The sequence below is a fragment of the Marinimicrobium hydrolyticum genome (assembly GCF_030848505.1).
GTDB lineage: Bacteria > Pseudomonadota > Gammaproteobacteria > Pseudomonadales > Cellvibrionaceae > JAVDDU01.
In genome coordinates, this window is sequence record NZ_JAVDDU010000002.1 from 483,054 (window position 1) to 496,314 (window position 13,261).

Consider the following 13,261-nt stretch of genomic DNA (forward strand, 5'->3'; position numbering starts at 1 on the left):
GATATAATCCAACAAGAAAAGTGGTTGATTTCAGGTTACTTTTTTCGGTATAGATGGAATAGTTTACCTGCTTCTCCTATTAGCGCTAGCTGGATTCAGTTTGCACTTTGCGCCTGCATAGCAGATCGGCGACTGGACGAGTCGAACGGCGCGATGATAAGCGCGGGGTGACTCATCCTCAAAGAAAGACTGGACTTACAGCCCAACCAATGGATAACAGCCGCCGGTGCGGCAGAAGACACCCGATTAATTATCCACCCCTTCTTTTCCGGACACCTCACTTTCAAACTCGCGCAACTCATCAAGGTCTTCCAGCGCCTTTCGAACTTGGCTTCCGGCACCCTGCATTAGCCATCTAGCCCAAGGCTTATCAATGTTTTGTGGCGACAAAGCCCAATAAATACAGGCAGCGATGGGTAACAGTACAAACGTCGTCATCACAATATTTAAATGATGAATCAAGTCAACTCCCATGAATACCTTGCCCCACACGAGCGCAAACGCCCAGTAGAAAGGAACAATCATTAACGACAGTTTTAAATAGAACAGCGCGGATAATCTAATATTTTGGAGCTGTCGCTGGACGTCGTAGATTGGCCCTGCGTAGTTCAACTTGGTTATCCGCTGTATCTGACTGATTGCACCATAGCAAAGCGCCAACGACCAAAGCGCAATGAGACTGCCCGATATCAAAAGGTGCGTACTCGCCTGATACTGAATCGCAAAATAGCTACCAACGGCGGCCAATGCGCATCCCGCGATTAAGCTAAAGATATTCAGGTAGAGATAGCTGTTTAGCCGAGACGCCGATTTTTGGCTTTTGACCTCTTTCAAGCATTCCAGGCTAAGCTTGACGTTTTGATTAATGGTCTCTTCCTGCTTCTTCCAAAGTTGTTGCATTCTTTCAATATCGTTCATGATTGCTCCAATATCACAGTTGATCTGCCAAACGACGCTTGATTCTCGAGAGCTTAGTTCCCACATTGCTTGGCGAGATACTCATAATTTCCGCTATTTCGGCGTAGCTCAGTCCGTCCATATCCAACATGATCAGTGCCCTGTCAAACTTGTTCAAACGGCTTAATATCTGGTTAAGCTCATATAGGATGCTGCAATCAGGTGCCGATGCCGCCTGTTCGAGCAATGGTTGATCTTGATTAGTGTGGCGCCTGTCGTATGTCGTTTTCTTTCTCAAATATGAAATAGAAACGTTCAATGCGATTCGGTAAATCCAAGTGCTGAATCTATACTGTGGATCGTATCTGTCAAAACTGCGCCAAAGCTGTAGTGCTATTTCTTGAGTCAAATCCTCAAGATCGTCAGAGTTTCTGCTGTAACCCGAGGCGATTTTGTAAATCAGCGCTCGATGTTCTGCAAGCACGGTTTCGAACTCGTTATCCTTACTCATGAGCGATTCTACTTTTCCCAAAGTTCGTTCTCGCCCAATCATTCACCGCCTTCATGGCTTTAATTGAATGGCGGATGCCGTTGTGTGTTTCATCTTCTACTATCACCACCTCACCATCCGACAGCCGCTCAATGGCAGTAGGAAACTCGCGTGCAATGAACGCTTCATCCTGCTCGCCAACGATCACCAAGAGCGGTTGCTGCATTTGTTTCAGCGCGGCGCGGTAGTCTTGCGGTGAACCACTCAAGACGCTTCTGTAGCTGTATTGCCTGATAGGCATTTGCTCGGGCAAGTTGTAAAACAGCACTGGCAGGTGGTCATAGCTGTGGATGCCTTCCTGGTTCAACATATGTAATCCGATAATACGGGCCATATGCAGCTTCAACGCCGGTTCTTTACCGTCCTTGGTCGCCGGCACCTCCTTTCGGACCGTTGGGGACACTGGTCCCAGGTCCGGAGCAAAGAGGAGATAACCATCCACGCTGGTAGATTGGTGAAGCCTGGCGAACTCTAGCGCAACCCCGCCCCCCATTGAGTGGCCGGCGATGATAACCGCATTCTCCGGCTTGGCTTCCTTAATCTGATTCAGTACGTCATCCAGATCATCAGCATACTGGCCTATATAGTCAACATCTCCCGGACGGCCTTCCGAGAGGCCGTGCCCTCTCAGATTAAGCGCATAGACTTCGGCACGCGCGGCTTCACGAAGGCGTCCGGCCATTCTGTTCATGGTAAAACTGGAGCCTGCGGAGCCATGTATAAGCACCACGGTGATGTCACCGTGGTGCTTATAGTGGTCGCTATGGAGCTTTGCGCCGTCACGGGCGGTAAAGAACACGTCGAAGTTGTCGTACACTTGCTCAAAGCCCAAATCAGTCATTGCTTGCGGGCCAAGTGGTGGCGGGTCGCTGCTGAAAGTCGGTTCGGGAAGGTTCACCATGGCCAAAGCTTCCGGCGATCCCTCGGCGGGCACGCTATCGCCCGCCAACACAACACTTGAAACCAGCAGGCTGAACTGTAGAAAGAATGCTTTTGTCACGCTCATTACTAAATCTCCCTTCGCTTATTTCAAAATTTCTCTATTATTCGCGGTGGGAGATGAAATCGTCACAGCATGACAGGAGATGACGTCATCATGCGTTGGCGAAGGCGGTGCGCGACAACCGACGCTGGCGAAACCCCCTCTCCCCCAGTAGAATAGGCACCGCTTTTTCCTGTCCCTTTGCGGGGCTCCCAGACACGTGCCGGTTCTCTACCCGGCGACCTTTGACGGAAGTATCAATGGGCAAACAAACCCCGCTCTACACGAGCCACCTCGACATGGGCGCCAAAATGGTCGATTTTGGCGGTTGGGACATGCCAATCAATTACGGCTCGCAGATCGAGGAACACCACCAGGTGCGCCGTGCGGCGGGCATGTTTGATGTGTCGCACATGACCGTGGTGGATGTGCGCGGCCCTGAGGCTAAGGGCTATCTGCAGTATTTGCTCGCCAATGATGTGGACCTTATCTCTGCCCGTCCAGGCAAGGCTCTTTATACCGCTATGCTCAACCCCCAGGGCGGCGTGATTGATGATTTGATCGTCTACAATAGCAATGGTCACTTCCGCACCGTGGTCAATTGCGCCACACGGGAGAAAGATCTGGACTGGATGGGCCGCATCGCCGCAGATTATGACGTCGAGCTGGAAGAACGGGCCGAGCTGGCTATGATTGCCGTGCAGGGGCCAGAGGCCATTGAACGCGTCAGCCAGGTCCGGCCCGAGCTAGCCGCTGCCATTCAGGCACTAACGCCTTTTCAAGCCTCGGAACAGGGCGATTGGTTTATTGCCCGCACCGGTTATACCGGTGAGGATGGTCTGGAGATTATTCTGCCGGGCGACGAGGCAGTCGCCTTTTGGCAGCAACTGGCCGAAGCGGGAGTCCGCCCGTGTGGCCTGGGTGCCCGGGATACCTTGCGCCTGGAGGCGGGTCTCAATCTATACGGGCACGAGATGGACGAAAGCGTCTCGCCCCTGGAAGCCAACATGGGTTGGACCCTGGCTTGGCAGCCCGAAAGCCGCGACTTTGTCGGCCGAAAGGCGCTGGAAAGTCAACGTATTGAAGGTGTACAGAACAAGCTAGTCGGTTTGGTATTGCGTGAACGAGGCGTATTACGTGCTGGTCAGCCAGTGCTGGCGAATGGCACCGAGGCCGGGGTGATTACCAGCGGCAGCTTCTCCCCCACGCTTGGGGTGTCTGTGGCTTTAGCGCGGGTTCCCAAAGGTATCGGCTCCGAAGCTCAGGTGGAAGTGCGCAGTAAGCGCTTGCCTGTTGAAGTGGTCAAGCCTAACTTTGTACGCAAAGGCCAAGCATTGGTGTAACAACAAAAATTTTCCAAGTCTTTATTAAGGAAGCAATTCATGAGTGAGATCCGCCCTGAACTGAAGTACCTACCCAGCCACGAGTGGGCGCGCGTGGAATCTGACGGCACCGTCACCGTCGGCATCAGCGACCATGCTCAGAGCGCTTTAGGCGATGTGGTGTTTGTGGAAATGCCCGAGGCCGGAAGTCACGTGACCATGGGTGAAGAGGCCGGCGTGGTGGAGTCCGTTAAAGCCGCTTCCGACATCTATTCCCCCGTATCCGGCGAAGTGCTTGAAATCAACACCAGCCTGGAAGACGCCCCTGAAACCGTAAACGACTCCCCTTACGATGACGGCTGGTTTTTCCGTGTACGTCCGGACGACTTATCCGAGCTGGACAGCGCCCTGGATGCCGATGGTTACCAAAACACCATCGAGGAAGAAGCCTGATCCACGGCGGCTTTCATCCTTAAACGTCTTGCAGGATACATCGCGCCTTACCGGTTTCTGAGGTTACTCTGAGCCGGTGCGGCGCCAGCAAGGATCACGCCCATGCGGAAAGCGCCATTACTTATGCTGTTCTCAAGTCTGCTCACCGCTTGCGGCTTTTTCCAAGCCGCGAAAACCCCCATGCCCTACCTCGAAGCGCAAGTGGAGCGTCAGTCGGACACCCTGCTGATCATGCTGCCCGGTCGCAAAGAGGGCATGGAGTCCTTCCCCTCTAACGGTTTCTTCGCTACCGGCAACGAGCTGGAGGCGGACATCGTGGCGGTGGACGCGCACTTCGGATACTACCGGGAGCGAACAGTGGTGGAGCGTTTGCATCAGGATATTATCGTTCCCGCTCGGGCACGGGGCTATAAGCGTATTTGGTTGATGGGTGTCTCCATGGGCGGTTTAGGCGCGGTACTTTACTGCGACGAGCACCCCGGCATTATTGATGGTTTGATACTGCTAGCGCCCTACCCCGGTGATTCGGCGCTGGTTAGGGAAATTCACGAAGCGGGCGGGCTGGATCAATGGCCCAACGACGGCAAAGCGGGTGAAGACTACGAACGAGCGGTGTGGCACTGGTTTAAAGAAGCCACCCGTGGATCGAACGGCCCCCAGATTGTGTTGGGCTACGGCGAGGAAGATCGTTTTGCCAAAGCCAGCGAACTGTTGGCGGTGCGCTTACCCGCCGAGCGGGTATTTACCCAACCCGGCGGGCACAACTGGGACGTGTGGCGGGCCCTGTGGAGTGACATAGTCGCCGCCGGTTTGCCCGCACAACAACACGCAGAATCCCGACCGAATGAAGAGTCCCGACCGGCTGAGGAGTCAAGCGCCGCAGTTCATCAACCCTAGCGGTTGTGGTGCCGCATTTAAGTAGCGCGGGTTCGTACCACCATAACCTTCATCATGATCATGGACGCCAATACCACCAAAGAGGCCGCACCTAGCACTGGGCCCAGCACGGCTTCGTTGGCATAGCCGCCGTACAGCAGGAACAATCCCACTACTACGCCCACAGTACCCACCTGGTGCAGGAAAAACTGCACCGCTCCGAGCCGACCGATTGCCCCCGTCAACCAAAGCTTGTGACACACGGCATACACGAAGGAAACAACAAAACCAATCAGCAAGATATGAGCGTGGGTGACCGCTTGGCCGTGATTTTTGGACGCGGCCATATAAATACCCAGCACCAACCCCAGAAGTCCGTAACCAAACGCCGTAAGCAAATATTTTCTATCCATTACTATCAACGCCTCTTCTTGTGTTTATGGGACTCGCTTGCCCCGATTGGGCGCAACAATAATAATCCTGTCCGCAAGCTTTGTAATCAAGAAAACTGCTTGGCTCACAGAGCGTATCGCTCCCCCCAAGGGGCATTGGCAGATTGCTCTCTGAACACTTCTTAACCGAACAGAGCTGGCCCGCCCAACCTCCCGGCTGGTAAAGTTGGAGTACGAAGTACTTATTTGTTGGATATTGCCCATGACCTTCCCCCCAGGTATTCGCGCCGCGATGATTGGCGGTGCGCTGATCCTGCTTATGACCGGCTGCGGCCGCGAAACAGCTTCCGAACCCGAACGCACCGACCGCGGTACGGCTATTGCCGTTATGGGGATGGAACCCCGCGATATGTCGCGCCGCGTCATGGTCAGCGGCCCGGTGGAGCCGAGGGTGCATATTCGTTTGGCCAGCCGCACCCATGGCACCGTGCACCGCTTGCACAAGGAAGAAGGTGATCGAGTGCGCGCGGGCGAGCTGCTCGCAGAGTTGGATATGTCCGAGCAGCAGGCCGAGCTGGGGCGTGCCAACGCGGAAGAAGAACGGGCACGCCTGGATTATGAACGCATGGCCGAGCTGCGCCAACGCGGTGCCGTGAGCTTGTCGGAATACCAACAGGCGCAAGCGACACTGCGCGTCGCCGAAAGTGAGCGGGAATTATGGCGCGCCCGAGTGGCCTTTGGCCGCATTACGGCACCCCAGGACGGGGTAGTTACACAACGCCATATCGAGCCCGGCGAAGCGGTACAGCAGCACGAAACTCTCTTTGAACTGGCGGCCATGGATGAATTGGTGGTGCGCCCCGGCCTGCCGGAAGTGGACGTGGTGCATTTGATGCCGGGCCAACTGGTCACAGTGCGCCTGGATGCTCTGCGCGATGAAATCTTTGCCGGTACCGTCCGGCGCATTTTCCCCGCCGCGGACACCGGCAGCCGGTTGGTCACTGTGGAAGTGGCGCTGCCTGAAGGGGCGGATGAGCGCGGCGTCAGGCCGGGCTACCTGGCTCGGCTGCAGTTCGACGTGGACGCCAGAACGGAAGTGCTCGCCCTACCTACACCGTCAGTCGGCGCGGATACCGAAGCCGACGGCTATTACGTCTATCTGGTTGAAGATAACGAGCTGAAGCGCCGAGAAGTCTCCATTGGGATCAATCGCGGCGGCTGGACGGAAATCACATCCGGTCTTGAACCTGGCGATGTAGTCCTGGCCAGCAACCCCATAGATATGCGCGATGGACAGCGAGTGCGGATTGTCGAGCGGCGGAACTGATTATGAGTGATCCGCATCACGACAGGAACGATCCGCCTCATGACAGGAACATAGAGCACCGCGGCATCACCAGCACCGCTATTCGCCGCCCCATTGGCACATTGGCGCTGGCCTCGGTGGTGTTTGTTCTAGGCTTGTTCTTTATCGAGCGCCTGCCCATCGACCTGCTACCCACCATCGATATTCCCCAAATTCGGGTGACGGTTAACTACCCCGGCACGGCGCCGGAAGTTATGGAAGAGCAAATCACCCGTGTGCTGGAGCGCAATCTGGCCGGCACGGAAAATCTGATCCGCATCGACAGCCGAGCTTCTGAAGGGCGCACCAACGTCAACCTGCACTTTGCGGCCGGCACCAATCTGGATCTGGCACTGCAAGATGCCTCACGGTACCTGGAGCTGGCCCGAACCCAATTGCCGCGCGACATCGAGCCGCCGCGTCTGTACAAATTCGACCCTTCCCAACAACCTGTGTGGCAGGCCGGCTTTAGCTCCGCCGTGCGCTCGGAAGTGGAAGTGGCGGATTGGGTGGAGCACCAGCTCACGCCTCAATTAGTCGCCATTCACGGCGTATCCGGGGTGGAAACCGCCGGCGGCCTAGTGCGGGAAATGCGGGTTGAGGTTGACCAGCACCGGCTACGCTACTACCACCTCACCATGGCCGACTTGGTTGCCGCACTTGAAGCGGAAAACGTGGACATCGCCTCCGGCTGGATGACTTCCGGCGACTTTGACGTCATGGCCAAAACTGACGGCCTGTTCACCTCCGTGGAGGACATCGCCAATGTGCTGATCCATTTGCCGGACAGCGATAGCAGTGTACGCATCAGTGACGTGGCACAAGTAACCGACGGGCACCAGGAGCAGCGACTGTTCGTGCGTTTGGACGGCACACCGTCGGCCCAGGTGTCAGTCTTTAAACAACCGGATGCCAACACGGTGGAAGTAGTGGAAGCCGTGCAGGCCACCATTGCGCGACTGGAACGCTCCGGTTTTATCCCCGAGGACATCAATTTCCAGCCCATTGGCGACGAGGCCTACTTTATTCGCGGTGCCATCGCCAGCGTTGCCAGCGCCGCCATTCTGGGCGGCTTGCTGGCCATGGTGCTGGTGTTGCTGTTTTTAGGCAGCCTGCGCAAAGCCTTCGTGGTGGGCATGTCCATCCCCATCGCCATCATGGCCACCTTCGCGATGATGGGTATCGGCAACCTCACTCTGAATATTATTAGCCTCGGTGGCCTAGCCCTGGGCGTCGGCTTGCTGTTGGACAACGGCATAGTGATGCTGGAAAACATCTACCGGCACCGGGATGAACTGAATAAAAGCCCCGATGAAGCCGCGCACACCGGCGCCGCAGAAGTTCGGGGCGCGATCACGGCCGGAACCTTGACCAACCTGGCAGCGGTACTGCCGTTTTTGCTGATTACCGGCATGGCCGCCATGGTCTTTACCGACCTGATCCTGACCATTTCTTTCGCGATTTTGGCCACCCTGGCCGCCGCCCTAACCCTGATTCCCATGCTCGCGGCTCTGCTCGCTAAGGTGAAGTATCAAAGCGGTTTCGAGCGCAGCCGATTCCAGCGCAGCTTCAATCGCATGATCGCCAAGCTGCGCGCTGGGTACCGCACTCTGCTGGCCAAAATTCTGCATTGGCGCTGGGCGGTCCTGGCCCTGGCGGTATTGGCGTTTGTAGGCGCGCTCAAGCTGGGTGAAGGCCTGGGCAACGAATTCTTACCGCAAGTAGACGATGGCAGCGTATTTGTCTGGATTGGCCTACCCTCGGGCACACCGCCCGACGAAACCGACCGCCTCACCCGCGTGATTGAAAACACGATTCGGGAACTGCCCCATGTGGAAACCCAATTCGCGCTGGTAGGCGGTCACTTGGGCGGCGGCAGCATCAATGAGCGCCCAGGCACCGCGCGCCTGCGCGTGCAGTTGACGCCCGCCTCTGAGCGCCCAAATATGACCGCCGGCCAGTGGGTGGCGGATGCCCAGCGAAAACTGGAAGCACTGGATTTGCCCGGTGTTCGAATGGGTGTACATCCACCCTCCATTCGCGGCCTGCGCTTTACCACCTCCGGTGACGATTTCGCCATCACCATTGTTGGGCCGGAGCTGAATCAGTTGCAAGACTACGCGCGGGAAATCACCAACCGACTGGAAGATATTCCCGGGCTTGAAGGCGTGGAAGTTGGGCGTGATTCCCAAAGTCCGCTGGTGCGCATTCGGGTCGACCGTGAGCGCGCTACGGCGCTGGGGTTGAATGTATCCGAAGTGGGCGAAGCCATTCGTATGGCCGTCAACGGCGCTCTCCCCACACGTTTTATCAGCGGCAGCGTGGAGTACGATGTGCGCGTACGCCTACCGCGTGAAGAAACCGCCGACCCTGAACGGCTGGGCGACCTGCTACTGTTCCGCCAACACGGCGAAGCGGTATTGCTGCGCGATGTAGCCCGCTTTGAAATGAGTACTGGGCCTGCGCACATTGAACGCGAAAACCAGGGCCGAATTCAGCGCGTGGTGGGCAACATCAACACGCAGGTTTCAGACGTGGGCACCATCATGGAGCAAGTGGAAGAGCGCTTGCAGGGTATGGAAATGTCTGACCGCTACAGTTTGATTTTTGGCGGCCAATGGGAAGCCATTCAAGAAACCAATCGCGAACTGATGAGCGTTATCGGCCTGGCGCTGTTCCTGGTGCTGGTGGTGTTGGCGGTGCAGTATGAACGGCTGACTAACCCACTGGTGATTCTCGCCGCTGCGCCACTGTCTTTGATTGGTGTGGTGTTGATGTTGTGGGCCACGGGTACACCTTTGTCCGCACCCGTGATGATCGGTGTAGTGTTGCTGATCGGGATAGTGGTCAACAATGCGATTCTACTGGTGGAGTACATTGAGCTTGGTCGGCGCAATCACAACCTAAGCATTGAAGACGCCGTACTGGAAGCCGGCAGCATCCGCCTTCGTCCGATTTTAATGACCACTCTCACGACCGTAGTGGGTATGACTCCGCTCGCCATCGGCTTGGGCGAAGGCGCCGAAATTATGCGCCCGCTCGCCATCGCCGTGATCGGCGGCCTGATGGGTGCCATGCTGCTAACCCTGGCGGTGATTCCCTGCCTGTATCTGGTCAGTAGTCGCGGAGCGGAGTGGTTAAAAGCGAAGCTGGTCGGCTAGGGAGCAGAGGCTACCTAAGTTTTCTTCAATGACGTGAGGAGTGGAATCCCATGCACATCGGCATTCTGACCTGTCAAATTTCACTGCCCGGTTGCAGCTCCCTCAAAGAAAAACGTCAGCGTATGGGCGGACTTCATGAACGCCTTGGGCGCAACCCGGCGATTGCCGTTTGCGAGAGTGGTGAACGCGACCGCCATGACGCTAGCGAGTGGTCCTTCGTTGTCACAGGCCTGTTGCGCAAAGATGTGGAGTCACTGTTCAGTGACATTGAGCTAAAGCTGGAACGCTCGGTTGATGGGCGCATTCTGGCGAACAGCAGAGAATTTTTATAAGACTGACCTACCCGCGCAGAAAAACTTCACCGGCAAGCCGGTTCGCTTTCAGTTGATCGCGCCAATCCACTGATACTGGTCGTGACAATTGGCGCGTCGTCTACGCGGTTGCCGCTGAGGCCACGTACGATTACGGTGCCACCTTAGCTTCCAAAGCGTCGCTGGCTTTCCCGGGCGGCATGGGCGACAGATAACCCACCACCAATAGCAGTATACCCACAGCTAAAAACGCCACGATGGTTTCCAGTGTGTCGTTGTCCCGCATATCCAACAAGAATAACTTTGCCACAGTCAGCCCCAGCAATGTGGCTGCGGCAATCCATACGGGGCGCGCCTTGAATCGTGCGGCGAAGTACATGGTGACCAATCCCACCAGCGTCCAGAATACCGACACAGCGGCTTGCACCAAATGAGAGTCCCACAACGTTGTCCAGTGGTAATCGATTTCAGCCCAGTGATGGAGAGTGCGCAGCAGCACGGCGGTCAACCAGACAAATGTTAATGCGCCCAACAGCGCATGCCCGTGGAACAACGCCACGGGGCCGCTGCTATCGCGGTAACCGTCTTGCACCCAGTACGCCAGTGTTAGCAGTACCAAAATCTGTGTTATGTCGAGCGGGTTAATAGTCGGCAAGTAAGGCAGCGGTGAGAAGTCGCCCGAACTGCTGGTACTGACAAACAAGCTCCACAGAACAAAGAAACCCACTATCGGCCATGAGCCCAGAGTGGTGTAAGTGGGGCGATGCGGCCGCCAGGGCCAAGCGCCCCCCTTAAGGGCGATCCAAAGCATGGCCAACAATAAGGGTACCTGGGCTACGACTGGCCATGAGCCACCCAGCTCGTATCGCGATTCGACCAACCAATAAAACTCCACACCAAAAATAAGCGCTACGAGCCACCAAGCGCCAGCATGCAGAGTGGCCAAAACTTTCGCGGGCAAGTGGTGAATTTTGTCCTGAAGATATAGCAGCCCGTAAAGTGCCGCAAAAAGCGCCGGCCAGCCGACGAGCCCGAAATCGGACAGAGGGTGCTCGAACCCTTGGATGGACGCTATCGAAAGCAGTACCATCAATCCGAACAACACCACGGGCGTATAGCGCAACTGCTGCCAGTTAAGCTTGGCTTCCGCCGCACCCAAAGCCGCGGCCGTAACCGCAAACAGACACAGCAGTGAGCCCCAGCGATATCCCGAAGGTGCAAACTCCACGAGCTCCAAAACGCCGTTGGTCAACCACCAGCCCAAACCCCAGAGCAGCATCACGGGCGCTAAGGACCGGAGGCTGGGGATCAACCAATCACCCGCCCGCGTCAGCGCATAACTGGAATACAGGCCCGCCAAAGCCACAAAGGCGCCGCCCAAGAATACCGCATTAACACCCGGCCATGCGGAACTGCGCAGCCATAAGTCCGGCAGAAACAAGAGCCCGGCGCCCAGTTGTAATAGCAGAGCAAACGCCACTCCCATCTGGCGTTTTTGTTTCAGGCTGACCCAAAGAATCGCCGCGCCTTCCAATGCCCATGCCAGCGCGATCCACTCTCCCTCCAGTGCGAAGGGAATGGTCAGAGAAAAGAAGACCACCGCCAACGCCAAAAAGGCTTCGCTCAACAGCCGATAAGCCGAACCTCCGTAGCGGCGACACAACCAAACCAACCCCGTGTAGAAGCCACCCAAAACCAAAGCGGACCAGGCAAGACCAAAGTCGTAAGGCTGCATCAACCCCGCCTGCAAACCAAAACCCACCAGCGGTGTTCCGAACACCAAAGTACCGTCCACATAGCCCTTGAGTTCGACCGGCTGCCGACGCGCAAACAGCAGAGCGATGAGTACATAGAATAGGAAAAACAAAATCAGAAATGCTTGTGCACTGAGTACGTGCACGGCGGAATAGCTAAGCACGCCCCAAACGGTGCCGATCACAAACGTAAACAGGAAACCCAACACGTTAAGTTCCCGCCAGGATTTGGCCCAAGCAATAGCGAGAATTCCCAGGTTAAGAACGGCGTAATAACTGAACAGCACAATGTGACTGCCCGGCTCGGTGGCCGTCAAAATGGGCGCGAGAAAGCCACCGGTGACCGCCATCACTGCAAGCGAGCGGGCGTTTTGCAACACCGCGGCCGCCGCCGCCAGCGCCACCATAACCAACAGCAAACCAAACCCTACGGTGGGCGACAGCAGATCGAACAGTCGCAATGCCGCGAATACAGTGATGTACAAAATGCCTACCCCACCACCTTGCAAAATCAGTGCGTAGGCTCGGCGTGAGTGACGCAAGTGCCAACCGACCGCCAACAGCGCTGCGCCCAAGGCTCCCACGGCCGACAGTTTCATCTGCATCGGCACGGCGACCTGCTGCTGTGCATAGCGCAGCAGAAACGCCACACCAAAAAACAACACGATAACGCCCACGCGGACGATCACATTGCCTTCGGTAAAGTAACGCTTGATCCGCTCCATTACGGGGCTTAGCCAGTCCAATGTGGGGGTACCCGCCCCCGACGTGACGCGGGACCAGTCTGACGTGTGGCTCCGCGCCGCAACTGGAGCACGCCAGTTATCGGCCTGTGCCTGGGCCGATTCGGCGGAGGTAGTGCTGGAGCTTGTAATCGATGCCTTCGCAACGGCTGAAGTCGGTGATGCAGGCTGGGAGGGTCGGCTGGGCTCTGGGGATAAGCCCTTTCTCGCTGAGGGTGGAAGCTCATATTCGCGAAGCGAAGCGGAGTCCGCACGATGCTCGGCTGCAACCTTTTGCTCAACTGCACGCAGCCGCTGCTCCGCCGTGTTCAACCGGCGGGCCAAATCCCGATTGGAGATCAGAGCAAACACTGCTGCAAGCAGAGCAACCAACAACCAAAAAGCCATAACGAAGTCCTATTTTTCTTATATTGGCACAGGACGACGATAGTAACTCATCCACAGCCCGGGGAGAACCGAGCTGGGGGAGCCAGTT

11 protein-coding genes are annotated in these 13,261 nt (G+C 56.5%); 6 read left to right on the forward strand and 5 right to left on the reverse strand.

Annotated features, from left to right (window positions below; all coding sequences use genetic code 11):
- Positions 1 to 246 precede the first annotated feature (246 nt).
- From RBH33_RS05300 to RBH33_RS05310, 3 genes are read right to left on the reverse strand one after another with little or no spacing between them, the layout of a single operon-like run.
- Positions 247 to 918: a hypothetical protein gene (locus RBH33_RS05300; protein ID WP_306731101.1), complete on the reverse strand. Its 672-nt coding sequence runs from the start codon at positions 916 to 918 to the stop codon at positions 247 to 249.
- Positions 919 to 931: 13 nt separating this feature from the next.
- Positions 932 to 1,408, reverse strand: a complete 477-nt coding sequence (locus RBH33_RS05305) for an RNA polymerase sigma factor (protein WP_306731102.1) — start codon at positions 1,406 to 1,408, stop codon at positions 932 to 934.
- Positions 1,401 to 2,453, reverse strand: a complete 1,053-nt coding sequence (locus tag RBH33_RS05310; protein WP_306731103.1) for an alpha/beta fold hydrolase — start codon at positions 2,451 to 2,453, stop codon at positions 1,401 to 1,403. Before RBH33_RS05310 ends, RBH33_RS05305 begins: the two co-directional genes overlap by 8 nt.
- A gap of 236 nt (positions 2,454 to 2,689) precedes the next feature.
- On the opposite strand from RBH33_RS05310, the gene gcvT reads away from it, so the two are divergent.
- The 3 genes from gcvT to RBH33_RS05325 all read left to right on the forward strand — a co-directional run bounded on the left by gcvT (position 2,690) and on the right by RBH33_RS05325 (position 5,101).
- A complete protein-coding gene (gene gcvT / locus RBH33_RS05315; RefSeq protein ID WP_306731104.1) occupies positions 2,690 to 3,772 on the forward strand; it encodes a glycine cleavage system aminomethyltransferase GcvT in 1,083 nt (360 codons plus the stop codon).
- Between the two features lie 39 nt (positions 3,773 to 3,811).
- Positions 3,812 to 4,204: a glycine cleavage system protein GcvH gene (gcvH, locus tag RBH33_RS05320; protein ID WP_306731105.1), complete on the forward strand. Its 393-nt coding sequence runs from the start codon at positions 3,812 to 3,814 to the stop codon at positions 4,202 to 4,204.
- 102 nt (positions 4,205 to 4,306) lie between these two features.
- Entirely contained in the window at positions 4,307 to 5,101 is a 795-nt protein-coding gene (locus tag RBH33_RS05325; RefSeq protein ID WP_306731106.1) for a serine aminopeptidase domain-containing protein, read from the forward strand.
- A 17-nt stretch (positions 5,102 to 5,118) separates the two neighbouring features.
- Here the strand turns inward: RBH33_RS05325 and RBH33_RS05330 are convergent, their stop codons facing one another.
- Positions 5,119 to 5,493 (reverse strand): TonB-dependent receptor, encoded by a 375-nt coding sequence (locus RBH33_RS05330; RefSeq protein WP_306731107.1) that lies wholly within the window; start codon positions 5,491 to 5,493, stop codon positions 5,119 to 5,121.
- 241 nt (positions 5,494 to 5,734) lie between these two features.
- Here RBH33_RS05330 and RBH33_RS05335 point away from each other — a divergent pair, with 241 nt between their 5' ends.
- Genes RBH33_RS05335 through RBH33_RS05345 form a run of 3 tightly spaced genes read left to right on the forward strand, consistent with a single transcriptional unit; the run spans position 5,735 to position 10,310 of the window.
- Positions 5,735 to 6,799 (forward strand): efflux RND transporter periplasmic adaptor subunit, encoded by a 1,065-nt coding sequence (locus RBH33_RS05335; RefSeq protein ID WP_306731108.1) that lies wholly within the window; start codon positions 5,735 to 5,737, stop codon positions 6,797 to 6,799.
- A 2-nt stretch (positions 6,800 to 6,801) separates the two neighbouring features.
- Entirely contained in the window at positions 6,802 to 9,978 is a 3,177-nt protein-coding gene (locus RBH33_RS05340; RefSeq protein WP_306731109.1) for an efflux RND transporter permease subunit, read from the forward strand.
- A 50-nt stretch (positions 9,979 to 10,028) separates the two neighbouring features.
- Positions 10,029 to 10,310, forward strand: a complete 282-nt coding sequence (locus tag RBH33_RS05345; RefSeq protein ID WP_306731110.1) for a DUF503 domain-containing protein — start codon at positions 10,029 to 10,031, stop codon at positions 10,308 to 10,310.
- Positions 10,311 to 10,440: 130 nt separating this feature from the next.
- On the opposite strand, the gene RBH33_RS05350 is transcribed toward RBH33_RS05345, so the two are convergent.
- Positions 10,441 to 13,173 carry a DUF2339 domain-containing protein gene (locus RBH33_RS05350; RefSeq protein WP_306731111.1) on the reverse strand — a complete coding sequence of 911 codons (2,733 nt, stop codon included), beginning with the start codon at positions 13,171 to 13,173 and terminating at the stop codon, positions 10,441 to 10,443.
- Between the last annotated feature and the right edge of the window lie 88 nt (positions 13,174 to 13,261).

Coding starts and splice junctions, on each gene's coding strand:
- RBH33_RS05300 (WP_306731101.1), bottom strand. CDS start 918: ATGAACGATATTGAAAGAATGCAACAACTTTGGAAGAAGCAGGAAGAG.
- RBH33_RS05305 (WP_306731102.1), bottom strand. CDS start 1,408: ATGAGTAAGGATAACGAGTTCGAAACCGTGCTTGCAGAACATCGAGCG.
- RBH33_RS05310 (WP_306731103.1), bottom strand. CDS start 2,453: ATGAGCGTGACAAAAGCATTCTTTCTACAGTTCAGCCTGCTGGTTTCA.
- gcvT (WP_306731104.1), top strand. CDS start 2,690: ATGGGCAAACAAACCCCGCTCTACACGAGCCACCTCGACATGGGCGCC.
- gcvH (WP_306731105.1), top strand. CDS start 3,812: ATGAGTGAGATCCGCCCTGAACTGAAGTACCTACCCAGCCACGAGTGG.
- RBH33_RS05325 (WP_306731106.1), top strand. CDS start 4,307: ATGCGGAAAGCGCCATTACTTATGCTGTTCTCAAGTCTGCTCACCGCT.
- RBH33_RS05330 (WP_306731107.1), bottom strand. CDS start 5,493: ATGGATAGAAAATATTTGCTTACGGCGTTTGGTTACGGACTTCTGGGG.
- RBH33_RS05335 (WP_306731108.1), top strand. CDS start 5,735: ATGACCTTCCCCCCAGGTATTCGCGCCGCGATGATTGGCGGTGCGCTG.
- RBH33_RS05340 (WP_306731109.1), top strand. CDS start 6,802: ATGAGTGATCCGCATCACGACAGGAACGATCCGCCTCATGACAGGAAC.
- RBH33_RS05345 (WP_306731110.1), top strand. CDS start 10,029: ATGCACATCGGCATTCTGACCTGTCAAATTTCACTGCCCGGTTGCAGC.
- RBH33_RS05350 (WP_306731111.1), bottom strand. CDS start 13,173: ATGGCTTTTTGGTTGTTGGTTGCTCTGCTTGCAGCAGTGTTTGCTCTG.